Origin of the sequence: Allomuricauda sp. R78024, from assembly GCF_044596045.1 — a bacterium.
Classification (GTDB): domain Bacteria; phylum Bacteroidota; class Bacteroidia; order Flavobacteriales; family Flavobacteriaceae; genus Flagellimonas.
Window position 1 is genome coordinate 2,592,706 of the sequence record NZ_CP138995.1, and the last position, 26,323, is coordinate 2,619,028.

Consider the following 26,323-nt stretch of genomic DNA (forward strand, 5'->3'; position numbering starts at 1 on the left):
TAAAACTGCTTTGATGTTTTACAGTCTATTTTATTCTCTTTTTTTCTTCACTGGCGTTGGTTCCATCATATTTTGATTTCTTTTTGTTGGCTCCAAAACCTTTGGTGTAGGTTAAAGTCATAATACTTGATTCTGGGAAGTAAGTTTCCAGTGCATTAATGACAGGATTAGATTGATTGGTTCTTATTCTCCAATTATCCGAGGCAAACATGTTGTTAAGAGATAGATTCAGCGTACCATAATTATTTTTTAGCTGATACTGAATACCAAGGTTTAATGAACCTCTAGCTCCAAAAGAGCTGATTCCAAATAATGAGGGGGATTGGTAGTGTCCACTTAGCTCTAACCTTGTGTTTTTATTTATAGAAAACTGCTGAGAGGAGGTTACTTTGTATGTACCCTTGTTTCTTTTAAATTCAGAGTTCTGGAATCTTGTTTCTAAAGTTTCGTATTGGTAATTAAAATTGGTTTCACTTTGCCACCAGGCAGTAATGTTTAATGGTACTCGAAAGGAAAGGCTTAGGAAATTCCTTTTGTCTATGTTTTCGGCTTTAAAAATATATTGTTCTTCGTTTTCTGAAAGCCTAGGTTGAAACTCGATTATAGCATCTGTCTCAATTATATATTCTAATGATAGATATTTACCTGACCAACCCCATTCTATGCCTATTTTATCAATCAACGCTGGTTGTAAATTGGCATTCCCAGAATAGAGCGCATCTGGCCCCAAAAACAAGATAAAAGGAGCTAAATTATTGAAGCTGGGACGGTTGATGCGTTTACCATAATTTAGTTGTAGACTATGCATATCAGTAATCTGTTGGGTAATACTTATCGTTGGAAATAAATTGCCATACTTTCTGCGAATAATCTCTTCATCTTTGTTACCGATTAGTTCATTGTGAGTATGTTCAAACCGTAGTCCAGTAGACAATTTTGTGTTATTACCAAGTAGAAATTGAAATGAAGAGTAAAGGGCACTTATCCGTTCTTCCATTTGGGTCACGCTTGAAAGTTCATCATCAATAATTACCTGTAGTCCATTATCTGAACTCACTTCTACCGTATTTTTAAATTTTGATGAGCTGTTTTTAGCACCAAACTGGATGTCAATATTTTTGGAAAGGGACCAGTTATAGTCTAAACCAAAAACATTAAAAGTGATAGGGGTCTTTTTTTTGATTTCAACAAAATCCACCCCACTTTCATAAGAACTCGGATTGTCATCAGTGTAGTGCAAATGGTCATAGTCGAAGGTTAACTTATGATTATTCCCCAAGGATTGTTGTATATGAAAGTTCCCAGAAATATGATTCCAATGATTAATTTCTTTTGTTTCAATGTCTAATGACTCCAACTCGCTGGTACTGTTATTGTTGACTACTTTGTCAAAAGCTATCATATCCCATTTTGAATTATAGCCACTCAAACCTGCTCCAATATTTGTGCTTTTTAGTACATCGTAATCCAACCCTAGCGAATAGTTATGTGAAACCGTTATCGGCTTACGAAGACTACGGGTCTTTACTTTTTTCAGGTTTTCCAAACTGTTAAATTCGCTTTGCAAACCCCATTCTTCAGGAGAATTGTTTCTGTTAAAAGAATAGCTGCCATACCATCCTAGTTGGCCTTGTTGCGAATGGAAATTTGCAGACATACCTGTTTTTTCTTGTTCACCATAACCTCCCATAAAGGACAGACCACCTCCAGAATCATGATTGTTTTTAGATTTGGTTCTGATGTTTATCATACCTCCAGAACCATTGGCTTCATATGTAGCAGGTGGATTGTTAAAAACCTCCAAATGTTCAATTTCAGACGCTGGCATACTTTTTAACAAACTCAATAAAGCCTGTCCATCTACTCGGCTGAGTTTCCCGTTCATCATGATGGCTACTCGACCTCTTCCATTTAAAGAAAGTGTATTGCTCTGTTGATTTACTGATGTACCAGCTACATTGGACAAAAGCTCTAGTGCAGATCTTCCGGAACTAGCTATTTGTTGCTCTACATTAATGATTAAACTATTCGCTTTTCTTTCATAAAGCCTTTTTCTACCGACCAATTCTACCTCTTCAAGAGCAATTGACTCAGTCAGTAATTGTAAAACTCCAAAATCAAAACTGTCTCCTTGATAGATAAATTCCTGGATAAAATCTTGATAACCAATAGCAGCAATTTTTAAGAGAAATGAACCGTTGTTTAGGTTATCGATTACAAAACCTCCCAATGAATCTGTAATGGTTCCAGCTACAAATGTTTCGGCTTTTAAAAACATTACATGTACTAAGGGTACCGGGTTGTTCAAACTATCTTTAACTTGACCTTTGATAATATTGTTTTGAGCAAGCACAAATATTGGGCAACAGTATAGCAATACCAGCAATACTTTTTTTCTCATGATTGAAAAGATGGTTTAATAGTGCATACAGCAGCTAAGAGGATAGAAAGTGCCCATGTATTACAAAGAATAATGGACACTGGACTAACCTAACACTACTTACTTAACTAAACACTAATTACCGAATCTGGGTTTAGTAAGATTCCAGATTGATGGTGAAATTGCAATTGAAAGTAACAATACCCTGTCCTAAGTTTGAAAGGTTTACTTCGCCATCTAAGGCAACAGTACCTTCCATTCCTTCAAACTCAAAAGTTGTGCTTATAACATTATTTTCGGTTGGTGTAAATGAAGTATTGAAATTAAGCTCGTTATATGGAGGTTGTAATTCCTGGAACACTATATTTTCTGCCTGTATAGTTCCACGTCCATCCATATTGATCGAAGTAATTACTCTAGAGGTAATGGTGCCATCACTAGGAGTTTCACTATTTACAACACAATCTTGAAGTGTTCCGATTACATTTCCCGTCTCGGGATCTATAAGATCCATTAAAAAACAGTCAGGTTCTAAAGTTTCTCCAGTTTTGGGATGTACTATAGTTTTAGGTTGGCCCAGAGCTGTTCCGCGACCAATAACCTTTAATTGGATTTGTCTGGGCTCTGGACTATCTCCAGTATAATCGTCACTGTTACAGCTTAAAATAAATAATGTGATTGATGTTAAAAATATGCGTTTGATAACCTTCATGATATTTAAAATTGAATGTTGATGAATTGATATTCTTTTGATGATGGTAATTACTTATTAAAATGGTCTGGATTTGAATATTGCACTTGATAAAAAAAACGCATTACAGTTTCAGGGATGTTAATATGCTTGTTCATGTTAGCTGCTATTTGAGACCACTGATTCACATGTGGATTAGGAAAGGGATACCCACCTTTCACTATTTTTAAAAGAGAAACTCTTTTGTTCTTTTCTTTCGACCAGTAATCATCTCGGAAAAATGTGGAATTGGCCTTTGCAATAGTGGATGAAAGCGATGACAACGTGGCTTCATCGTTTTGCTCCAAAAGGGTTAACCAATAATCCAAGGTCTCATTGGTTGGCAGTACTTTTCCTCTGGTAAATCCGTCTAATGAAGTAAGCTCACCACCCTTATATGGGTTTATTGTGTCCGACACATTGTTTATGACCATTATGGAAACAGCTTTGTTGATAGGGACACAATCATCATTGGACGTTATAGGTAAATTTGCTCCAATTGCGGCGAATCCTTTAAAAACATCAGGAATTGTTTTTGCCAATTTATAGCACATATTTCCTCCGTTGAAATAACCTGTCACAAAGACATTTTTGCGATCAATATGGTATCTTCTTTCCATTCTTTGAATAATGGATTTAATAAAAGCCACATCATTGATGTCTTTGTTTTTTGTTTCGAAAGAGGCCTCACGTCTGCAATCATTCCAGTAATTTTTATAGCCTTGCGGATAGACAACGATTGTAGCACCCGTATTATCTGCCAATTTGTTAAACTCAAATCCTGTTTTTGTTTGAATTGACTTTGTGGTCATTCCATCACCATGTAAAACAAGCACGAGTCTAGAATTGTTAACGGGATATTGAGGAACGTGATATTCAAATGTTCTCCAATGCGCATCAATCATAATGGAATCCAGAACTGTTGTTTTTTCATGGCCACTTTGAGCGTTTATACTTCCCATGCAGAGGGCCAAAAAGATGATTAAGTAATTAGTATTCTTAAAAATTGTCATGATGCTAAAATTTATTAATTGATGAATTTGTTATGATTGATTAGTACACGTTTCATGTGTTTTTTAGACAATAGATGTTAAGCCCTTGTTATTTATAAAGGATTTGGCACTATGTTTTTACTAGTAAGAAGCTGCTTTTAAATCAGTTTGTCAAAATCTTGATATCATTGATTAAACGGAGTATTTCTTTATCATCGATACCATTATAAATGCCTCTGATTTGTTTTTGTTTATCCACCAGGGTGAAATTTGACGTGTGGATAAAATCTTGTAACCCTCCATCACCTTCATCAGTAACAGCAAAATAACTTTTGCGCGCTAGCTCATATATATGTTTTTTATTACCAGTGGTAACATTCCATTTAGAATCTATCACACCCTTGTTATTTGCATATTCACGTAGTATTGGAATATTATCAACGTTGGGTGTCACAGATAAAGACAGAAGCATTACGTTATCGTCATTTAAAAATTCCTCTTGAATTTTAGCCATATTATCGGTCATGATCGGACAGATACTTGGGCAGCTAGTAAAAAAGAAATCTGCCACATAAACTTTGTCTTTATAAACATCTTGGGTAATCGTTTTACCATTTTGATTTATTAATTCAAAATCTGCTACCGTATGATTTTCACTTATGCCCTGTATGCTTTTATCAACTAATTCTGGATGCACATCGGTAGGGTTATATACCATTAGCTTTTCCTCAATTGGTTGAAATATTATAAACAGAGCCGTTAAGACTATGGCAAAAAAAAGTAGGGGCAACATGAATTGTTTGATTATCTTAAGTTTCATTTTGACCATTGCTATAAAACTGAACTTGTTATTTTTATATCGGCATGCTCCCAAGCGCTATCAAATTCTTTTTTTATTTTCTTGGCCTCAACAACTTTTCCTTGGGCCATATAGGCGTTATATAGCCCTATTAGCGACCAACCGTTTTGTCTTAATACTGCTAAATCTTCTTTGTATATTTTTTCAGCTTCACCATATCTTTTGGCTTGCATTAAAACAGCGCCTAAATTTTGACGAGTGGGAATATGCCATGCTGCAGGTTCAGTATAGGTTAAACCATCTTCAAAGACCACAGCACTGCTAAGGTGTTCAATAGCTTTTGACAGATCGCCTTCCATCGCGGCTAATTCACCGGCTACCACTTCATATGCAATATTGGCCGAATGGATGGAAGCGTTATTTGGAGTAGCCACCAATGTTTCCAATTCCGAATCATTTTTGAGTTGGGCAAGGGCCTCCAATTCTTCTTTGGCTTCTTTCAAATTTCCTTTTCTGATAAAGGCCAAACCTCTTGCATAATGCCTGATAAGGTTAAGATGCTTTATATTGGAACTTGGAGCAGGAATCGACAAAATTTCGTTCCATTTACCAAACCTTGTATAGGCCAATAGGGGAGTCGAAGCAAAATCTTGTAGAAAAGGCATTTCAACAAGTTCTCCTACGGGTACCTTTTCAGCTGTTTTTTTAGCGGCATCAAGAGCAATCTCACTAGCACCTAACAAACTTGCCGAAGACCATAAAAAATGGATATTATGTGGGTAATAAGCTAAAGGGTACAACCCTTGGGCAAAACATTGGGAGATATAATCCTCATCTGCCAATATAGCCGCTTGATTGACCTTTACTGCATCTAAATAACGACCGACCCGAATGTAAATATGTGATGGCATGTGCACAATATGGCCAGCTCCAGGCATTAAAGAGGCCAGTTTATCGGCACTGGGAACTCCCAAATCTGGATAAGGCAGTTCCACCATATGAATGTAATAGTGATGCCCTCCCGGGTTTTCAGGTTTAAGTTTCATTGCCTTTTCAAGAGCGGCTTTAGCTTCTGCAATATTTAGGGATGGATTCCCATCTTTGTCCCAATAATTCCATGGCACCGTATTCATAACAGATGCCGCATATAAAATTTGAATATTGGCGTCTTCAGGGAATTTTTTAACCACTTTGGCCATTTCCTCCATATAGGCCATATTCAGTTCGGCGACATCTTTGGTCAAATCTTCACTGTATCTTGCAGACAATGCTTTTATCAAAGCCTTTTCCTTTGGAGTAGCATTTGATGCCAAATGCTTGGCCTTCGTCATAGCTTCATTTATCTTGTTCTTGCGTTCATCATCGGGTAGGGGGTCGTTGATGTTTGGCCCCAATGCGAAAGCTTGTCCCCAATAGGTCATTGCGGCATTGGGGTCTAAACGTGCAGCTTCCATAAACGAACGGTGTCCTTCGGCATGGTTAAAGGCGTAGGATAGTTTTAGACCTTGGTCAAAAAATGCCTGTGCCCTTTCCTTTTCCGTACTTATAGAAAAATGAAGGTTCCCTAAATTTTCAAATAATGGAGAAATTTGTTTTGTGGTATCTAACGCTGTCAACAAAAATTTAGCTGGAGTACACTTGACAAAATTATATGCTAGTTTTGATGAAACATCAGAGTTATTCCTGATTATTTTGGTTGCCGAAAAGTACATTATAGGAACAAGTACTGTTGCTGTGACTATAAGGCTTATTTTTCTCATAACTTTATTTTTTTATTTGATAATATGAATTTTCTCTGGGGAACAATTATTTAAACATGATATTGCCGATTAATGATAAAGGAGTCCATAGAGTCCCAGTTGTATTACATAATTGAGAAATGAAACTTTCCATAATCTTTAGTTTAAAACTTTAGACCGCAAAACTATACGGGGAGAAAAGCCTAGGCAAAAAAATGGCCTTGACCTATGTTAGGAATTCATTTTTGTACGTTGAAATATCTCGTGCAAATAAATACCCCTGTTTTGACAGAAACTCTGGGTTATACTATTATTTTTCATTATTTTTCTTTGTTGTCACATCCTTAAAACTCAACATTTCCAATATTCTATTGGATGCTCCATGATAGAAACCTGTTTCATGTTCATAGCTTTTTGGGTTTTTAAAGGTGCCGAACATCATATCTATTATGGGCAAATCGGTATAATTGTACCTATGTATTCCCTTTGCGTGGTGAACGGTATGGCTCTCCGGACGTTGGATGATGTATCCGAGCCATCTAGGGGTATTAATATTGGCATGCTGAAAAATGCCTAAAAAAGTAAGGGATAATACAATAATGGTGATAGCCTGAGGAGTCAATCCCATGATGAGGGCAAAACTAACCGACCCAACCAAAGACAGTCCTATCATATCATTTACACTAAAAACAAAGGCACTGGGAACATCTATCCTTTCCGAACTGTGGTGCATTTGATGAGATGTCCTAAATAGAAAATTGGATTTGTGCATGCTTATATGCCAGCCATATTGCACAAGTTCGAATAAAAATACGCCTAGAATGATCTGTACCCATAAACTCAAAGAGCTTAGGTCCATTAATTGGTAGGAAGCAAAAAAGTCATCCCATATAAGAGGAATGTAGGTAGTCAGAAGCACATAAGCAATAAAAAAGGTTATGCCTTTAAGTTTCCAGAATTTCATTTTAGGTAATCTTCGGGCCGGAAAAAGATATTCCCAAAGCATTAACCCGCCAAACATGACGTACACTATAAGAGAGATTGGATCAAATAAGATGTCTATGGGAGTTGGTAATTGTGAAATAAAATTTTGCATAATTGATAATTCTTGTTAATATTATAATACAGACTAGTTGGTGCAAATATAAAATTATTTCAATACATACCAACTAGTCTGTTTAATTTTTTTATCTTTAACAAATGGGAAGAGATGGAAAACCTACATATGATAAAATATTGGCCGAATCCAAAGCCTTGCTATTCGAAAATGGATTTTCGGGGACCAGTATAGATCAAATATTACAGAGAACCGGAATTACCAAAGGGGCATTCTTTTATCACTTTAAAACAAAGAGTGCATTGGCAAAAGCTCTGATAGAAGAGTATGCCAAGGAAGATATCTTGCACATGAACGAGGCTTTAAAAAAGACAAAATACTTAGAGGGAGATGCTTTGGAACGCCTTTTACAATTCATCCAGGAGTTTGTTGATATGATGTCCGGTTTATCGGAGCCTTATAGTTGTTTGTATGCTACTTATACCTATGAACCCAGTCAGTTCGATGAGGAAACGTTACGGCACATATCGGAAACTATATTAACATGGAGAAAAACCATGGAACAATTGATTAGAGATGTTCTACAAGACTATGATACCAAAATTGAAATTGACATCCAATCGCTGGCCGATCATACTGTTGTTATCTTTGAAGGTGCTTTTGTAGTATCAAAGGCCTTGAAGGGCAGAGACCTAACCACAGACCACTTAAAACACTTGAAAAATTATTTTCAGCTACTTTTTATTAGAAAAACCACGAAAGATTAAGGTGGGTATTAAGAATTCATTTTGTTCCTGATTCTACTAAGGCTTTCGGGGTGTATCCCGAGATATTTGGCAATTTTATTTACAGGAATATTGGAAATATACCTAGAGCGTGTTCGAAACATTTCTGCGTATCTTTCTTCCGCTGTTTTGGTTAATAGATCTTTTTCCCTATTGGATTTTCTAATATAGCCATGCTCAGTTGCAATTCTTCCAAACTTGTTTGCTTCCAAAGAAAATTCATAAGCGGACATTAAATCCTTACGTTCGATAATTTCCATTTCTGAGTCCATAAGGGTCGTTATTTGCACATCTGTCGGAAGTTGATCTAAAAAGGAGGTGTAGCCACAGAAAAAATCGTTTTCAAAAAAAAAGTCGATTATCTTTTCAGTCATATAACTTTTAATCGTCATCTCAACAATACCTTTGTTCATAAAGTAAAGAGAATCTTCTACCTGCCCGTATGTTGTGATACTGGTTCCCTTTAAAACAGTAACCTTTTTCATGGGAAAGGGTAAATCACTATAAGTGAATGAAGCCTTTAATATCTTATTATAAAAATCGATAAATAGCATTTGGTGAGGTCGTTAAAACGAAGTTGTTAAATTACTGCTTTTATTTGTTTTGACCTTTGAACCGCCAAAACAAAAAATCAAATACCTTCCTGCTGTTATTCCAATGTCTATTGAACAAAGAGACTGGCAATATTGTCCATTTAGATTTATCTTTAACCAATACAAACGACCACCATGAAATCATTTTTACGACATCTTTTGATTCTGCTAATACCAATAACAATTTTTGGACAGCGTTATGATCAAGAAAAGCTTGAAGAGTTAGCCGAAAAATATACCAAACAATCATTTACAGAACTTATAGATATTTTAAGTATCCCAAATGATGCTATTTTTCCCGAGAGTCTTGAAGAAAATATACAATGGTGTGAAAAAGCTTTTGGAAATAGAAATTTTAAAACCACCCGTATACCTACTGCAGTTGCTCCCTTATTATTAGCTGAAAGAAAAGGAAAAAAAGCTAAGAAAACGGTGTTGATCTACCTTCAGATAGATGGACAACCTGTAGATACTACAAGATGGTTTCAGAAAAGCCCTTACATTCCTGTTTTCAAGGAAAAGGAAGCCTCGGGCAACTGGAAGACTTTGGAGAATTATGACCTTAATAATTATCAGGATGACTGGCGAATCTTCGCAAGATCAGCTTCTGATGCCAAAGGCCCTGTTGCTATGTTCTTGGCTGCGTTGGATGCAATTTCAGAAAAAAACTTCGAGCCAAATTATAATATAAAGGTTATTATGGATTTTGAAGAGGAGTTGGGCTCGCCTCGTCTTCCCCAAGCCGTCATAGACAATAGGGAGCTTCTAAAATCGGATATGATGGTCATTTTTGATGGCCCACTACATATTACCAATAAGCCGACCTTGGTTTTTGGAGCCCGGGGAATAGCCACCATTACATTGACCACTTATGGGCCAATTGTTCCACAACACAGTGGTCATTATGGGAATTACGCTCCTAATCCTGCATTTGGACTCTCCAAACTATTAGCCTCTATGAAGGATGATGAGGGACGAGTAAGCATACCGGGATATTATGATGGTATAACATTGGATGAAGACACCAAAAAAATCCTGAGAGGGGTTCCAGATGATGAGGATTTTATAAGGAATAAACTTCAGATTGCCGATATAGATAAGGTAGGAAGTAATTATCAAGAAGCGATTCAATATCCTTCATTAAACATTAGAGGCATGCAATCTGGTTGGATCAATGAAAAAGCGAGAACTATTGTACCTAGTTGGGCTAGAGCAGAGATAGATGTTAGATTGGTATTGGAATCTGACCCACATCGCCTTATAAAATTGATTAGCTCACATGTTGAAAACCAAGGGTATTTGGTCTTAGATAGGGAACCGACTAAAGAGGAACGATTATCAAACAAAAGAATTGCAACCTTCACACATGAACTATCTTATCAATCTTTCCGAACAGAAATGAATTCTGATGTAGGCATTTGGTTAGAAAATGCGTTGGAAAAAGCTTTTGAGGATGATATCATTAAAATAAGAATGGGCGGTGGCTCTATTCCCATTTCACCATTTGTAAATACCTTAGGTATTCCGGCTGTAATAGTGCCTACCGTCAACATGGACAATAACCAACATAGCCCTAATGAAAATCTTAGATTAGGTAATTATAGAGATGGCATAAAAACGATGATAGCCATATTAACCGAAAAACTATGATCCCAATTAGATTTTTTGGATATCGATAGCGTTATAATTTAATATGATTTCTTCCAAAAGTATGGGCTATTGGCGAATAATAGAGCCTATTTTATTAGGTTCCATTGCCAATATTGTCATCAATTTTATTTTTAATCCAGCTAGTCCAGATTTTATTCTAGAAGAATTTTTCATTGCCATTGTTTTTGCCGCCATGCTTACCGAAATTAATAGAATTATTGATTTCAGATTAGAGCGAAAACTTAGCTGGACAAAAAACTTAGGGAAGCGTTTTCTGTATCAATTGGTGTATTTAACCGCGGCATTGCTTGTTGTCATTAATATCATCGGCAATATATATACCTGGGTGATAGGGGATGGGTTTTATTCATTAAAGGAATTACTCATTATTAACCTATGCGTTTTTGTTGTTGCCCTACTGTTTACTTTTTTTAAATGGTCGGCTCATTTTTATAAAAATTGGATGAATGCTGAACACAGTTTAAAGGATTCCGCCAAAGAATTAAATGAGTTAAAATCAGAGTTCTATAAAAGTTCAAACCAAATAGAACTACAAAAAGCCAACAGTATTTTACAAATAAGTGCGAAAGACATCAACTTTGTAAAAAGTGATTTAGGAGTTGTGTGGGTATATTATGATGGTACCAAAGCAGTTTTTAATGGGTCCCTTCTCAGTTTAATGGAATTGCTTCCAAGACATTTATTTTTTCTAGCTACTAGAAACACAATCATCCGACAAGAAACGATTTTGTCCATCTCACCATCTACCTATGGAAAAATTGATTTAAAATTGAAGGATATAGACAATGATAATACTTCAATTACCATAAGTAGGCTTAAAGCGGCATCCTTTCGCAGGTGGCGCAATAGCAGTTCAAATTAATTCTAATAGCACTTCAAGTATTTAGAGGTCATTTTCTTTTTTGACAAAACATTGCGATAATTTCTTTGTGTTATCAAAAAAACGAAAAGACATGAAATTATTTAGACTAATATTGAGTGCATGCGCATTAATTATGGTTGCAACAATTTCGCCTGCAGTTGCTCAAACTCAAAAAGGAAAGCTAGGCAAGATTCAAAAGTATATAGATGATGCCACCGGTAACAATCTGGTTGGAGTTTCTGTGTACATTAAAAGCCCAAAACTTGGAAAATGGATTGGTACTTCAGGGTATTCCGATTTAGAGAATAAGGAAAGGCTAAAGGAGAATGACATATTTGGATTGGCCAGTATTGGTAAAATGTATGTTGCTGTGTCTACATTAAAGCTTGTAGAAGATGGTAAAATAGGTATGGATGACAAAATACAAAACTACTTGCCCCAAGAGATTATAGATGGATTTGCCACTGCCAAAAATGTTACTGTTAGGCATTTGTTAGGCCATACTTCGGGATTATACAATTATAACAGAAATCCAGAACTCAATGAACTGTATTTATCTGGAAACCTAAAGCTAGATACCTTATCCCATATGGATGCATTGCGTAAATATGCTTACGGGATTACTGGGCATACCAAACCCTTGGGAGAATATAAGTATAGTAGCACAAATTATTTGCTTTTATCCATGATTATGGATACGGTTGTTAAAAAAGGGCATGAAAAATTTATTAGAGAAGATATCATTGAAAAATACAATCTAAAAGATACATATTATAAGCAAACACCACCTAAAAGATTGGTTGACCATTATGGCGATATTGATTTAAATGGCATTACAGAAAACTTATCGGCACAAACTATAGAGACCACAAATTGGTATAGCGGGGACGACGGTGTTTATGCTTCAATTGAAGAAGCAGCTAATTTTCTGGAAAGATTGATGAAAGGAGAAATTCTAGGGGATGAAATCTTAAAAGAAATGATGACATGGAATGATGAGAAAAAACCTGATTATGGGTTGGGATTAATGGCAGATAAAGCTTTCCCATATAAGTTTTTAATGGGGCATTCTGGAAGGGGTATTGGCATAACAACAGATCTGTACTATTTTCCACACCAGGATATGACCGTTGCCATATTTTGTAACTCAGGATTACGCTCGGCTTCAAAAGAATATGCAAAAACATATTACAAAATGCGTAATAGAATAATAAAAAAGCTATTCCTATTTTAGGGATAGTTTTTTCTATGGCAAAATTTTTAAGGTCCTGAATTTGAAGAGCGTTCTCAAGATAAAAAAATTATCCATGTTGATTTATATACTCTCTAGGGGTAAGTAAACATATCTTTTAGCAGGAATAGGATGACATAAAGGTAATTTATACATGCCATCGGGAAAAAGTGGTATTCCATCTCAATAGGTTTAGCCTCAATTTTGTATCTGTAATTAAAATCTAAAAAACATCATTATGGAAACAGCAACAACAGTATTGGAACAAGAATTATTGAAAAAGGCTAATGAAGTTACCGCACTTTTAGCAGAAGGTAAATTTATAGAGGCAATGGAAGAGTATTTAGATGACAATGTGCAGTTATTTGAAGGGAACAACCCGGCCAAAATAGGAAAGGATTTTTGCTTAGCAGAGGAAAAGAAATTGTTGGATACCGTGGTAGCGTTTCATGGATATAAAGTTATAAGTGGACCAGCGGTAAAAAATGATGTTACTTTTTATGAGGCCGTAATGGAGTTTAGAACCAATGATGGAACGGAGCATAAATTTGAACAAGTGGTGCGCACCAAATGGGAAAATGGAAAAATAATTAACGAGCGCTATTATCATGCCTAATAACCTATAGGTAATTCTAGTCTAGAAAACATTAAAGGGAAGCTTTTGCTTCCCTTTTTACATTGTATTTATTTGTTTTTCAATTTATTGAGTTAAAAGATATTTCCTTGCATGCTCAAGATGTAAACCAGGATGAATATCTTTTTATGAAACTAAAAATAGCTCATTAGGTTTTGAAGGTTTTCCCTCAAAACACTATAGGCTTTTATTTCTTTTTTTCCAGATTAAACCATGTGCAAATCCAGCCAAATAAATAATTATTGCACATAATATGAATGACAAATATTGTAGTTGTAATACGGTAATTAATGTAATCATTTTCTTAATATTTTATTAAACATATATCAATTTTTTACGTACAATTATTTTTAATTGATGTATGTATGTTTTCAGTTGAGGGATTTCCAGATAGACTAAGTTTCTGCGTCTTGGACACCTCAAAGCTTTGCATATAAAATTTGTGTTAAACCTATACTTAAGTAAAGAATACTAGGAGGATAGTATTGAAACATTAATCAGTCATATTGACTTTTGGAAAGTGATAATACGATATCTTTATGACAACATTTTTATAAATAGACTATCATCATGATTTTGAAATCCAACCAAATTAAATGGCGTATGCTTTTACTAATTACACTTAGTCTTAGCATGTGTTTCATCACTGTTGCACAAACCAAATCTACTAATAGCCAAATAGATCAAAAGCTGTATGAAACCTTGACATATCGCAATATTGGTCCCTTTAGAGGAGGAAGGTCAACAACAGTTGCTGGTCTGCCAGATGATATTTTCACCTACTATATGGGGGCTACGGGCGGCGGTGTTTGGAAAACTACTGATGGTGGAAATACATGGAACAATATTTCAGATGGATTTTTCAATACTACAGGTATTGGTGATATCACCATAGCGCCTTCAGACCCCAACATTATTTATGTAGGCACGGGAGAATCTCCGGTTCGTGGGGTTAAGACTTCCCATGGAGATGGACTTTATAAATCTATTGATGCGGGTAAAACCTGGAAACATATGGGTCTTGCGGCTACTCGCCATATTAGTGATGTTTATGTACATCCTACAAATCCAGATAAAGTATATGTAGCGGCTCAAGGAAATCCTTGGGGGCCAAATGAAGAACGGGGAGTATATCTTTCTGAAGATGGAGGTGTTAGTTGGGAGAAAATTTTATATGTGAACCAAGATTCAGGGATTGTGGATATGACCGTGGACGCTAACAATCCTAATTTTATGATGGTCGCTTCTTGGGATTTTCATCGTAAACCTTGGGTGGTGCAAAGTGGCGGACCAGGCAGTCGCATTTATAAAACTACAGATGCCGGTAAAACTTGGAAAGAGATTACAAAAGGCTTACCAGAACTTAAAGGAAAGATGGGCGTTTCTATTTCTCCAGCCAATCCTAACATTGTTTATATAGCCATAGATGCCTTGGGAGAAAAGGCTGGGGTATACCGCTCAGATGATGCAGGAGAGAGTTTTAAGCAAACTACAAACGACGCTACTACCTATGCAAGGTCTTGGTACTATATGCATATTATAGCCGACCCCAATGATGAAGACGAAGTTTGGGTCATGAATAGCTTCGCGATGAAATCCATTGATGGTGGTAAAACCTTTACAGGGATTATGGGAAGTCATGTAGATCACCATGATTTATGGATCAATCCCAACAATAGCAATATTATGATCAATGCCAACGATGGTGGAGGATCTGTGACCTATAATGGAGGAAAAACTTGGTCTACATTGATGAACCAACCTACCGGGCAGTTTTATAGGGCAATTACTGATAATCAATATCCTTACAGAGTCTATTCCGGACAACAGGATAACAGCACCATAGCCATTGATAGTAGAGTGGTTGACGATGGGATTGGAGAAATGCATTGGGATGTCATGCGCGCAGGAGAATCTTCTACAGTAGCTCTAGATCCAGATAACCCTAGATATGTGTATTCCACTTATTTTGCAAGCAATTTTGTAGAATGGGACCGAGACATTGATAATACCCGTATGGTGCGGCCTTATCCAGAACGGGTCACAGGTGAGCAACCTAAAAATTTAAAATATCGTGCCAATTGGAACGGTCCGGTAATCGTTTCTCCCCATAACCCAAATGTAATTTATTATGGGTCCCAATACATGATGAAGTCTTCAGATAGAGGGGTTACCTGGGATGTTATCAGTGAAGACCTTACACGTAACGATAAGGAGCATCAAGGGAAGGGAGGTAAACCTATCAGCAATGAACAGATTACCGCAGAGAGTTACAATAACCTTTTCAATATTGAGGAATCCCCAGTAAAAGAAGGTGTTATTTGGGTAGGGTCTGATGATGGCTTGGTTCATGTGACCCAAGATGGTGGCAACAGTTGGACCAATGTAACCCCAAAAGGACTAAAAGAAAGTATTATCAATGTTGTGGAGCCTTCACCCCATGATGCAGCAACCGCTTACATTGCGGTTGCCGGGTATAAGCTGAATGATTTTACCCCTCATATTTACAAAACAAACAACTATGGTAATTCTTGGGAGAAAATTGTAAACGGTTTACCTGGTGATACATTTGCCAGAAGTGTAAGAGAAGATCCTGACAGAAAAGGATTGCTTTATGCCGGTACAGAAACAGGTGTGTTTGTTTCTTTTAATGATGGAAAACTATGGTTGTCTTTGCAGAACAATTTACCTGAAGTTCCCATTACGGATTTACGTGTAAAACGTCAAGATTTGGTAGTTGCTACCCAAGGAAGAGCCCTTTGGATTTTGGATGACCTTACTCCATTGCATCAGATAACGGATGAAGTTGCTAAAAAAGACTATTTCCTTTACAAACCTCGTGATGTTCATGCGGAACTTTCTGTGGCCTATAGCATTGATGGTGGATATGGAGAAAATCCACCTCAAGGTGCCCAGATTCATTATACCTTAAATAAAGAGGTTTCAGAAAATACCCCAATGTCCATAGAGATTATGGATAGTAATGGACAGGTAATCCATTCAGAGTTTACAGATAACCCAAGAGTTGGGTGTGACACACTGGTAAAACCTCAGTTGAAAAGAAAGTTGGGCGCACATAGATACCAATGGAACATGAAAATTGGCCGATTTGATTGTCTGAAAGAATTGTATACTACTAACCGTGATTTAACGGCATATAATGCTGCACCGGGAAATTATAAAGTCCGATTGAAAATAGGGGAGTTTAGCCAAACTCAAGATTTTGAAATTAAAATTGACCCTCGCATAGCGAATAGTATAGATAATGTCGCTGCTGCCTATGTTGAAAGGGATGGAATATCCAAATCCATATATAAAGCTGCTACCGAAATGGCAAAAGGGGTTCGTGACCTCCAAAAAATTAAGCAACAATTGGATTTTATACTGGAGGTTTCTAAAGACCAAAATATAAAAGAACAAGGAATGGCGCTTAACCAGACTGCAGATGATTGGATATCCAGAATTCTACAAAAGGAAATGCGTACTTACCAAAGCAATTATATGTTTGAAGCCCGCCTTTTAATAAAGTTTAAGGATTTCTTGAATAGAATTGGAAAAGGAAACTTACCCATGACACCTGGAGTGAGAGAGGTTAGCAAAGATTATTTACAACAATGGAGTACATTAAGTAATCAATTGCAGGATATTGAAAATCAGAAAGTTAAAAATTACAACGCATTGCTAAAGCAAGCTGGCTTGCCAGAGTTGTATTGGCCAAAGTAAAAATGGAAAAGTACCCATCTAAAGTAAGCTATGGACTTTTACTTTTTGTAATGGTCATATTGGTTGGAAGTAGTATTCCAATGCTGTCACCACCGATATGGCTTGGAATTGGGATTAACACATTCGTGATGGTTTTTGTACTCATGATTTTTTTTAATCTAAATTATATTGTTGATGGAAGTTTGTTAAGCGTTAAACTTGGTTTTTTGGTAATAAAGAAAATCGATATACATTCCATAAAGATGGTAGCAGAAACAAATAGTCTTATAAGTGCCCCGGCTGTATCATTGGATAGGTTGGAAATCATCTACAATGATCATGATAGTGTCATCATATCACCAAAAGATAAATCTGGATTTATTGATCACATTACTAAAGTAAATCCGGAAGTAGTAATACAATACAAACCAACATGAAAACAATCACCACTCTCATTTTATTGACCATGACATTGAGTCTTGGCGCCCAGAACATCTATATTAAAAATATTAATGTCTTTGACGGCATCAGCAACAAGATTACAGCAGAATCAGCAATCAAAATAAAAGGAAAAACAATAGAGTGGGTGGGTGAGCAGTTAGCCCAGGACCCTACTGGGTACGAGGTAATAGATGGCCTGGGCTATTACCTTATGCCGGGAATGATAGATGCGCATACGCACATCAGTAATTTCAAGGCTGCCGAAAGAGCGCTCAAATCTGGCGTTACTACAGTACGATCTGCAAGCACAAAGTTCTATCAAGATGTGACGCTGAGTAACCTTTCAAAACAAGGAATTATACCCGGTCCAGATTTTGTTAGTGCTGGTATTTATGTTACCCCAAATTTAGGGGAGACTATACTGGCCGATGTTAGATTGAGCAATCTTAGCAAAGGTGTTCGTTCTGAAGAGGCTTTGCGTCAATTGGTAAGAATCAATGCTGAACGTGGAGTAGATGTTATTAAAACCAGAGGGACTGAGCGGGCCGGCCTTCCAGAAACTGATCCTAGGCAACAAACATACACCAAAGAACAACTAAGCATTGTGGTAGATGAAGCAGCAAAGCATAACTTAAAGGTGATGGTGCATGCCCACGGTGACGAAGGAGGTCGGGCAGCGGTGGAAGCTGGGGCAGTCAGCATTGAACATGGTACTTTTCTAAGTAGGGAGACCCTTGAACTTATGAAGAAGAAAGGCACTTATTTAGTTCCTACTTTTATTACCATTGAAGATTTAAAAGTTCCCGGGGGGGAATACAGCAATCCAACACTTGAGTTGCGCGGAAGATTTATGTTGGTAGAGGCCGAACGCACAATCAAGGATGCTTTGGACATCGGTGTTAAAATGGCAACAGGTGCAGATAATGATTATAGTGCAGAGAGTACCACAAGAGTTTCTTTGGAAGCAGAACACTTTGTTAGGTTGGGAATGACAAATTTTCAAGCATTGCAAGCGGCCACAAAGAATGGAGCAGAGCTTCTAGGGCTTACCAACCAGATTGGAACATTGGAACCTGGTAAGGAAGCTGATATGATTCTCCTTCCCAACAACCCATTACAGGACATAGTAGCCCTTCAAGATGTTTTATTGGTGATAAGCAACGGACAAGTGGCACTCAAACGTATTCCTTTTGCACTTGATGAATAATTATAGTTATGGACAATGTAGCTTTCTTAGAATTATTTGAACCGAACTCTCAGGCGTTGAGGATGGGATTGGTTTTAAGAGAATTGGTATTCTCATCATTTTCTGATGTTAATGAATCTATTGTAGGTGGTGCCAAGGTAAAATTAGCATTGTACAGTAGGGGAGGAAAAAACAATGTGCTTTGCGGTATACAGCAAGGTTCTGCGGATTCCTGTATGTTATATGTCCATCACGTAGATACCATTTCGCATAAAAGGTTGAAATTCAGTGGAAGTGGCAAACACGCAAAACGTATCAAGTTTTCAGATGAAAATGAAATTTTTGAGGAGGATATTACCTGGCTTTTTAAGCTCGTAAAAGACAAAGCTCCTTTTTGACCAATTAAAAGATTTCTAAAAAACATACTGCTGGTTCTAGGTCATTCGGTATGCAGTATTTTGTACCTTTATAAAGTATCGCCTTTAATAATCAGTATGAGACAATCGTTGATTCTTCTTTTTGCATCTTTATTTTCAATAGGTGCAATTAGCCAAAATGGTGTTGAGGTACCAGATTCGAACGCAAATATTCTTCCACGATTTACCATTGATGGAATAGACCACCCAGTTGGCGTTAATGGGGAAGTGTACAAAAACCTTAGAATTGAATATAGAGTTTCGGAAAGATTACAGATTCAATTACAACATTTCTATGATAAATTTGGAACACATGAACAAACAGGCTCTAAATTGCTTCTAAAATGGTACGTTAAAAAGAAACTTTTTTTGTTTGCAGGGCCAGAGGCCCTATTTGACATCAACCAAGTTACAGGTGAACATGAACTTATGCAGACCAATTTAAATATTGGAATAGGGTATGAGGTCAACCCTAGTTTATTGTTGGAACTTGGTTATCACTCTCGAACCAATTCAAATAAGGTAACAATAGGGAATTTTGGAAGACCCGTAAATCCAAATTCCTTCTCTCTACGCGCAAGTTTTTAGAATAAAGGCATTGCTTCTCCTTACTTTTGTTTTTTCCCAATTCTCAAAATTGTTGTTGAAACACAAAAACATCATTGAAAACACTTAAAAAATACCTGAGAAGAATGCTGGTAATTATATTTTCCCTAGTGGGGATTTTGGCAATTGCGTATCTACTTTTTGTGAATTATTATCCAAGTTTTGGTGGGAACGTATCCACAGAACAAAAAAATGAGTATGCAAAATCACCAAATTATAAAGACGGAAAATTTGTAAACAAAAAGGACGTCCCCAAAAATTTAAACTTTGGGGAAATGGTAAAACTTGCCTATAAGTTTTTCACTACAAAAGTTCCTAACGGTAATCCAGAACAGGATTTAAAAGTTGAAAAATTAGATTCAACCAATGTGGCCAACTTTAAAAATGATACACGGCTTATTTGGTATGGACACTCCGCTTTTTTATTGCAGATTGATGATAAAAATATTTTGATAGACCCAATGTTTGGAGCTGTCGCAGCACCACATCCATTGTTAGGGGGAAATCGTTTTAATAAAGAAATGCCGCTAGAAATTGAGAAGTTGCCCAATATAGATGCAGTGCTTATTTCACACGATCATTATGATCATTTGGATTATGAATCTATTACCAAGCTAAAAGACAAGGTGGACATGTTTTATACCCCGCTTGGTGTTGGTGTGCACTTGGAGGAATGGGGCATTGAAAAGGAACGCATAATTGAACTGGATTGGTGGCAAGAAGTACATTATAAAGACCTGTTATTTGCTTGCACGCCAGCACAGCATTTTTCAGGGCGAAAATTTGGAGGTGAACAGAGTACCTTATGGAGTTCCTGGGTTATTACGTCTGCAAAGGATAAACTCTTTTTTAGTGGGGACAGTGGTTATGGAAATCATTTTAAGGTTATTGGTGAAAAATATGGGCCTTTTGATTTTGCCATGATGGAATGCGGGCAATACAACGCCATGTGGCCAGATATACATATGTTTCCCGAGGAAACTGTTCAAGCAGGTATTGATGTCAAAGCCAAAGTGGTAATGCCCATTCACTGGGGTGGGTTTAAATTGGCATTGCACAGTTGGACAGATCCAATAGAACGCGTTGTTAGAAAAGGTATGGAGTTAAAGGTTCCCATTGCGACCCCAAAAATAGGGGAGGTGATCAACCCAAAAGATTCTTTACAGATTTACAATGTCTGGTGGAAATGAACACTTGCTATAGGCTCCTATATTTGGTTAGAAAGAGCATGAATTCGTATTTCTTCATGTTTCCCTTTTAACAGAACTGTACCCAAAGACCTTGATGAAAAAACACTACCTATTTTCAAATCTTTTAATAACACTTCAGAAATTAATAAATGAACATTGTGTTTGTTGCATTCCCCTTGAATCCGTGCTGAAGTATTGATAACATCTCCATGATAGGCCAATTCTTTCTTTACAATGCCAACTTCTGCAACCATTAAGACCCCACCATGCAGCCCAGCTTTAAATTCTGGAACTACGCCATACTTTTTAGAATAGTATTTTGCTTTTGCCATTTTTTGTTGTTGAAATGCAAAGAACAAACTCACACAATTATTGTTTGCTAATCCCTTTTTGTAGGGCCAGCTCAATACAGCTTCATCTCCAACATATTGATAAATTTCAGCATCATACTTTGGAACAACTTTATTAAGATCAAAGAAACAATCTTGAATCAGTTGACTGTATTTAAAATGCCCTAACTGTTCAGCTATTGTAGTGGAATCTTTTAAGTCCAGAAACATGAAAATTCGTTTTTCCTCTTTTGGGTTCTTATACTTCCCCAACAACATTTTTAGAAAAACACCTTTCCCAAATTTTTCAATGGCAATTTTGATAAATGCAAAAACCAAGGATAGCAAAACAACATAAAGTAGAATTGCCCAAAATGTTTTATTGGTACGCCACCAACCTATTTGATTATCTATGTTTATCTGACCTAGCGCAGAAAACATTTCTAAAACAAGCGTAAAAACAACGATGGTCAAAAAAAAGTATATAATTGTTTTAATTGCCAAGCTAAGCCCGAGGGATAGTTTCTTTGGACCAAATTTTTCAAAGACAAAGTCAATGGTTGCATATAAAAACCCGATTGAAAGCCCTACAAAAACATGATGGAGAACTATATTTGAAATAGGTATCTGTAGAAAATCTGCTGTTGATGAAATACCATCATTATCTCCTATGCCATAATACCGGAATACTCCGAACAACCCCATTGCTATTGACCAAAATAAGAGGGATTTCCAAAGAAGATTAAAAAATTTACTAAGACTTCTGTTCACCAAAATTTCATTAAAATTAGCTTTCTAGCAGTATTTCATTAAAAATAGAGTCCTTGCAACTCATTTTTTAGAATAAAATATAAAAAAAGAGAAAGTATAAAAATAACGTAATTATGAAGTCAAATAGTAAATCTATCTTAATGAATACAGCCCTTCACACAATTATTGGTAGTTTATTAAAGGGTTCATTTTACATTTTTATGATTAAATCATAAAAATTAAATGCGTTAATTGGCTATATATCAAATTAATGGCACCACCTTTGCAGTTCAAATAGTATAATAATTTAATTACATTACAATGAGTAAAGGAACAGTAAAATTTTTCAACGACACTAAAGGTTTTGGTTTTATCACTGAAGAAGGAGTTGAAAAGGATCACTTTGTACACATTTCTGGATTAGTAGACGAAATTCGTGAAGGCGATGCAGTTGAATTTGATCTACAAGAAGGTAACAAAGGATTAAATGCAGTAAACGTAAAAGTTATCTAATACATATACTTTCAAGTTTTACAAAAAGCCCATCAGCAATGATGGGCTTTTTTATTTTAAATTCTAAAAAAATGATTTTTTGACAAATGCTTTGGTTAAATCTACAAGTACATTTGACTTTCATCATCAAATCATAAAATGAACAGATATTGTTTTGCCTTTCTGTGCCTATGGTGCAGTACATTGCTCGCTCAAAACTTACCCCATTCTGAGATTAACCACCAAACTTCTTCCACTAATTTCTTAGATAAAATAGAATTCAGAGCAGGTTATTACGGTAATTTTTATTGGAATCCAGGTCTAACATTTGGAGCGGAATACCTCTGGAAAGAGAAGGTTCTTACCAAGAAAAAAAAACGGAGAACAAAGGTTATTACAAAACAATGGTTGCTAAATGGAACCTTTGGTCTTAGTTGGGATCCCAGAACAGAACTGGGTGTTTTTACAAATTACGGAATTCTCTGGCGGAGGACCAATACTAAAGGAAAACAGATTAATATTCAGTTTAACCCATTAGGTTATTATCGTGCATTTTTACCAGAAACATATGAAGTATCTGGTGATGATGTAAACAAGGTTTTTCTTCCTGGAAGAAACTATTATGCCCCGTCTTTTTCCTTCGGTTTTGGAAAATCACGAAAGGGCAAGAAACTAACCGGTAGGTATCTCAACTTTACCTATATGCTCCGAACTCCTTACAATGCCAATTCTCTGCCTTCATTCGCTATTGAATATGGTTATCGTTTTAACTTCAAAAAGAAAAAGAAAAATGCAAAAGATGGTTTATAATCAAGGAAAAAGGGTGTTGTTTTTACTTTCATTTTTCATTGTTCTCTCTTGCGCGAAAGAGGATATTGATGATTTGAGTGATACACTATATGTGCGCCACAAGGGTGCGGATATGCCCGCGCATATTTATGGTGACGCTTCAGAAAAAGTATTTCTTATCATTCTGCATGGAGGCCCTGGAGGAGATGGATTGACCTATCGTTCTGGAACCATTAAAAGTGAGATTGAAAAAACTTGTGCTGTTGTTTATTTTGATCAACGCGGTTCAGGGATGTCGCAAGGGAGATATTCAAAAGATGAAATTAGTGTGGATATAATGGCTGAAGATGTTCTGGCGTTGGTGAAAGTAATACGACATAAATATGGAGATGATTCCCAGTTCTTTTTGATGGGACATAGCTGGGGAGGAACTCTTGGAACAGCTGTTATGCTAAAAGATCAAGATGCTTTTAGAGGATGGATAGAAGTTGATGGTGCTCATGATGCGAAAGGAATATACTTTGAATACCCTGATAATTTCAGAAGGGTAGCTAATGAGCAGATTGCCGCAAATAGAAGCGTTTTTTTTTGGGAAGGTGTGAAAGATAAAATTGACGGGTTGGATACGACCACCTATACGGATGGTGACTTTTATTCCATGAATCGTGAGGCTTATAAAGCTGAAGAAAAATTGGCCAATGATAGGATTATCAATAAAATTAAAAGCAGTATTCAAGGGGAGCTGGCCGTCACAGCTTTTTTTAAAAATAATTTTTTAACCGTTGGGTGGAGCGGTTCACGAACACAATCTATTTTAGTTGAAGATCAAGGTATTTTTGAAAACTTGTCATATGCGAATAGACTCAATGAAATTACGATACCTTCTTTAATACTCTGGGGCAGGTATGATATGGTGGTACCGACCAAGTTTGCACAAGATGCCTTTGAAGGTCTTGGTTCCACCTCAAAAGAATTGGTCATTTTTGAAGACTCAGGACACTCACCAATGCTCGTTGAACCTGATTTGTTTGCTGAAGAAGTAATTGATTTTATCAATGAACATAAGGATTCAAACTAGTTCAATAGTACAAGTGAAAGAATCGCTCTAATTCATTTGAAAAACTGCATATTATGCTTGTAGCCATTACCAATAGGAATTTCTATTCTACCGATCTCTACATCGTTTTTGGTATATGCTGTGATTTTTTCACTATTTACGATATAGGAACGGTGTAAGCGAATAAAACGACTGTCAACACGTTTTTCAAAATTGGAAATACTTTCTTTTATGACAAGTGTTTCCTTTTCCAGATGAATTTTTATATAGTCCTTTAAGCTTTCCGTATAGAGGATATCATTTAGAACCACCTTGATTTGTTTTTTGGCCTTATTAACAAATATGTATTCACTTTTGTGATTGTCAATGGTTGGTTCCGTACTATTTTCAACTGTGTTTTGTTGCTTCAAAAACTTTTGAATGGATGAGAAAAAACGTTCAAAAAATATTGGTTTCAATAGATAATCCACTGCGTTTAACTCAAAACCATCCAGCGCATAATCCCTATAGGCAGTGGTGAAAATCACTTTTGGTTTATATACTAGGTTTTTAAAAAAATCAGTCCCTTTTAGAGCTGGCATTTCAATATCTAAAAACAGTAAATCTACTTTTTTAGAACTTAGAATGGAACTCGCATGTATAGCACTCGAACAGGAATCCAATAATTCAAAATTGGGAATTTTCTCCAGATAAGTTTCAAGGAGTTCCCTGGCCAAAGGCTCATCATCAATTATCAGACATTTATACATCATACATGTCCAATTTTAAATTGGCAGTAAAAGAATTCGACTTGTTTTCAATAATTAAATCATAAGCTTTGGGATATAACAATTCCAGTTGTTTTTTAATATTTTGAAGACCAATAGATTCCTTTTCCACCAAAGACTTAGTATTAATTGGTTTACTGTTTTGAACTTTAAAAACAAGTTGCTCCCTTATTTTTGATATGTTGATATTGATGTTAGCCTGATTCACCTCATTAGCGACACCATGTTTAAAAGCATTTTCTACAAATGTGAGCAACAATAAGGGCGCTACTTTTTCTTGACCAGTAACGTTTTTACTAAATGATATTTTAACCCTATTGGCATACCGTATCTTTTCCAGGGACAAATAGTTTTCAATAAGTGCTATTTCCTTATCCAGTGACACATATTCATCATTGCACCTGTAGAGGATATAATCCAAAATTTCTGATAGTTTTTGAATGACCTTAGGAGCGTTGTCTGATTTTTTTAATGTTAGCGCATACAGATTATTTAATGTATTGAACAAAAAATGGGGATTTAATTGATTTTTCAGGGCTAAAAGTTCTGCGGTTTTCTTTTGTTCATTAAGCCTTAACAAACGCTGTTTCTCTGTATACAATTTCAATACTGATAACAAAAAAGTTGGATATAAAAGATACAGGGATTTTGATATGAACTCACTAACATTTGTTGATCTACCCCAAAAGGAGGCATCTTCAAATCGTTTTAAATAGTTAACATAGGTGGCAGGGAAAGTAGGTTCAAAATAGGCCATACTAATCAACGTACAAATAAGATAAAAAGCCAATAATGTAATGACAATTAAAAGTACAAAGGCCAATGTTTTTCCCTTATTTAAAAGGTTTGGAATCAAATACTCTAGAATTACATATGCCATTGCAATCTGAATTGATGCTCGAACACCGTAAGTGATAATTAACTCGTTGGTTGTGGTATAGTACCAGCTAGAGGCAGAAGCGGAAAAAGCAAAAATCAACAGCCCAAACACAAGGTATTTGAACTTTGAAACTTCCAAAAAGTTTTGAACCTGATGTAACATAACATGTTCTATTGAATATAAAGGTACAAATCTAAAAAGGCCATTTCCAAAAAAGCCTTTCAACTACAGGTAAGTGATGCCAA

General features: G+C 36.2%; 24 protein-coding genes. 14 read left to right on the forward strand and 10 right to left on the reverse strand.

Annotated features, from left to right (window positions below; translation table 11 throughout):
- Window positions 1-25: 25 nt before the first annotated feature.
- From SJY44_RS11625 to SJY44_RS11650, 6 genes are all read right to left on the reverse strand, one after another.
- Complete coding sequence (locus SJY44_RS11625) at window positions 26-2,401, reverse strand: outer membrane beta-barrel protein (protein WP_396589843.1); 2,376 nt, start codon at window positions 2,399-2,401, stop codon at window positions 26-28.
- Window positions 2,402-2,534: 133 nt separating this feature from the next.
- Window positions 2,535-3,092 (reverse strand): hypothetical protein, encoded by a 558-nt coding sequence (locus SJY44_RS11630; protein ID WP_298926364.1) that lies wholly within the window; start codon window positions 3,090-3,092, stop codon window positions 2,535-2,537.
- Window positions 3,093-3,142: 50 nt separating this feature from the next.
- Window positions 3,143-4,123 carry an alpha/beta hydrolase family esterase gene (locus SJY44_RS11635; RefSeq protein WP_396589844.1) on the reverse strand — a complete coding sequence of 327 codons (981 nt, stop codon included), beginning with the start codon at window positions 4,121-4,123 and terminating at the stop codon, window positions 3,143-3,145.
- A gap of 142 nt (window positions 4,124-4,265) precedes the next feature.
- Entirely contained in the window at window positions 4,266-4,922 is a 657-nt protein-coding gene (locus tag SJY44_RS11640; protein ID WP_396589845.1) for an SCO family protein, read from the reverse strand.
- Between the two features lie 11 nt (window positions 4,923-4,933).
- A complete protein-coding gene (locus tag SJY44_RS11645) occupies window positions 4,934-6,661 on the reverse strand; it encodes a tetratricopeptide repeat protein (RefSeq protein WP_396589846.1) in 1,728 nt (575 codons plus the stop codon).
- Window positions 6,662-6,950: 289 nt separating this feature from the next.
- Complete coding sequence (locus SJY44_RS11650; protein WP_396589847.1) at window positions 6,951-7,736, reverse strand: sterol desaturase family protein; 786 nt, start codon at window positions 7,734-7,736, stop codon at window positions 6,951-6,953.
- Window positions 7,737-7,840: 104 nt separating this feature from the next.
- Here SJY44_RS11650 and SJY44_RS11655 point away from each other — a divergent pair, with 104 nt between their 5' ends.
- Entirely contained in the window at window positions 7,841-8,464 is a 624-nt protein-coding gene (locus tag SJY44_RS11655; protein ID WP_396589848.1) for a TetR/AcrR family transcriptional regulator, read from the forward strand.
- Between the two features lie 8 nt (window positions 8,465-8,472).
- Here the strand turns inward: SJY44_RS11655 and SJY44_RS11660 are convergent, their stop codons facing one another.
- Complete coding sequence (locus SJY44_RS11660; protein ID WP_187269583.1) at window positions 8,473-8,967, reverse strand: Crp/Fnr family transcriptional regulator; 495 nt, start codon at window positions 8,965-8,967, stop codon at window positions 8,473-8,475.
- 243 nt (window positions 8,968-9,210) lie between these two features.
- Between SJY44_RS11660 and SJY44_RS11665 the strand changes: the two genes are divergently transcribed.
- The 10 genes from SJY44_RS11665 to SJY44_RS11710 all read left to right on the forward strand — a co-directional run bounded on the left by SJY44_RS11665 (window position 9,211) and on the right by SJY44_RS11710 (window position 21,014).
- Window positions 9,211-10,725: a M20/M25/M40 family metallo-hydrolase gene (locus tag SJY44_RS11665; protein WP_396589849.1), complete on the forward strand. Its 1,515-nt coding sequence runs from the start codon at window positions 9,211-9,213 to the stop codon at window positions 10,723-10,725.
- 43 nt (window positions 10,726-10,768) lie between these two features.
- Window positions 10,769-11,608: a LytTR family DNA-binding domain-containing protein gene (locus SJY44_RS11670; protein ID WP_396589850.1), complete on the forward strand. Its 840-nt coding sequence runs from the start codon at window positions 10,769-10,771 to the stop codon at window positions 11,606-11,608.
- Between the two features lie 91 nt (window positions 11,609-11,699).
- Window positions 11,700-12,842: a serine hydrolase domain-containing protein gene (locus tag SJY44_RS11675; RefSeq protein ID WP_396589851.1), complete on the forward strand. Its 1,143-nt coding sequence runs from the start codon at window positions 11,700-11,702 to the stop codon at window positions 12,840-12,842.
- A gap of 235 nt (window positions 12,843-13,077) precedes the next feature.
- On the forward strand, window positions 13,078-13,455 hold the full coding sequence (locus SJY44_RS11680) for a hypothetical protein (RefSeq protein ID WP_298926394.1): 378 nt from the start codon (window positions 13,078-13,080) through the stop codon (window positions 13,453-13,455).
- Between the two features lie 621 nt (window positions 13,456-14,076).
- Entirely contained in the window at window positions 14,077-17,196 is a 3,120-nt protein-coding gene (locus tag SJY44_RS11685) for a WD40/YVTN/BNR-like repeat-containing protein (protein WP_396589852.1), read from the forward strand.
- A 2-nt stretch (window positions 17,197-17,198) separates the two neighbouring features.
- A complete protein-coding gene (locus SJY44_RS11690) occupies window positions 17,199-17,612 on the forward strand; it encodes a PH domain-containing protein (RefSeq protein ID WP_396589853.1) in 414 nt (137 codons plus the stop codon).
- Window positions 17,609-18,823, forward strand: coding sequence for an amidohydrolase family protein (locus tag SJY44_RS11695; RefSeq protein ID WP_396589854.1), 1,215 nt, complete (start codon window positions 17,609-17,611; stop codon window positions 18,821-18,823). Before SJY44_RS11690 ends, SJY44_RS11695 begins: the two co-directional genes overlap by 4 nt.
- An 8-nt stretch (window positions 18,824-18,831) precedes the next feature.
- Complete coding sequence (locus SJY44_RS11700) at window positions 18,832-19,200, forward strand: hypothetical protein (RefSeq protein ID WP_396589855.1); 369 nt, start codon at window positions 18,832-18,834, stop codon at window positions 19,198-19,200.
- 96 nt (window positions 19,201-19,296) lie between these two features.
- Window positions 19,297-19,806, forward strand: a complete 510-nt coding sequence (locus SJY44_RS11705) for a hypothetical protein (protein ID WP_396589856.1) — start codon at window positions 19,297-19,299, stop codon at window positions 19,804-19,806.
- Window positions 19,807-19,910: 104 nt separating this feature from the next.
- Window positions 19,911-21,014, forward strand: coding sequence for an MBL fold metallo-hydrolase (locus SJY44_RS11710; protein ID WP_396589857.1), 1,104 nt, complete (start codon window positions 19,911-19,913; stop codon window positions 21,012-21,014).
- 17 nt (window positions 21,015-21,031) lie between these two features.
- On the opposite strand, the gene SJY44_RS11715 is transcribed toward SJY44_RS11710, so the two are convergent.
- Window positions 21,032-22,114 carry an adenylate/guanylate cyclase domain-containing protein gene (locus SJY44_RS11715; RefSeq protein WP_298926410.1) on the reverse strand — a complete coding sequence of 361 codons (1,083 nt, stop codon included), beginning with the start codon at window positions 22,112-22,114 and terminating at the stop codon, window positions 21,032-21,034.
- Window positions 22,115-22,414: 300 nt separating this feature from the next.
- Here SJY44_RS11715 and SJY44_RS11720 point away from each other — a divergent pair, with 300 nt between their 5' ends.
- From SJY44_RS11720 to SJY44_RS11730, 3 genes are all read left to right on the forward strand, one after another.
- Entirely contained in the window at window positions 22,415-22,606 is a 192-nt protein-coding gene (locus SJY44_RS11720; RefSeq protein ID WP_298926413.1) for a cold-shock protein, read from the forward strand.
- Window positions 22,607-22,744: 138 nt separating this feature from the next.
- Window positions 22,745-23,395 (forward strand): hypothetical protein, encoded by a 651-nt coding sequence (locus tag SJY44_RS11725; protein ID WP_396589858.1) that lies wholly within the window; start codon window positions 22,745-22,747, stop codon window positions 23,393-23,395.
- Window positions 23,376-24,452 (forward strand): alpha/beta fold hydrolase, encoded by a 1,077-nt coding sequence (locus SJY44_RS11730; protein ID WP_396589859.1) that lies wholly within the window; start codon window positions 23,376-23,378, stop codon window positions 24,450-24,452. The genes SJY44_RS11725 and SJY44_RS11730 overlap by 20 nt, the downstream gene beginning before the upstream one ends.
- 32 nt (window positions 24,453-24,484) lie before the next feature.
- On the opposite strand, the gene SJY44_RS11735 is transcribed toward SJY44_RS11730, so the two are convergent.
- Together SJY44_RS11735 and SJY44_RS11740 are read right to left on the reverse strand one after the other, a co-directional pair.
- Window positions 24,485-25,183 (reverse strand): LytTR family DNA-binding domain-containing protein, encoded by a 699-nt coding sequence (locus SJY44_RS11735; RefSeq protein ID WP_299167441.1) that lies wholly within the window; start codon window positions 25,181-25,183, stop codon window positions 24,485-24,487.
- Window positions 25,173-26,240: a histidine kinase gene (locus tag SJY44_RS11740; RefSeq protein WP_299167443.1), complete on the reverse strand. Its 1,068-nt coding sequence runs from the start codon at window positions 26,238-26,240 to the stop codon at window positions 25,173-25,175. Before SJY44_RS11740 ends, SJY44_RS11735 begins: the two co-directional genes overlap by 11 nt.
- Window positions 26,241-26,323 lie beyond the last annotated feature (83 nt).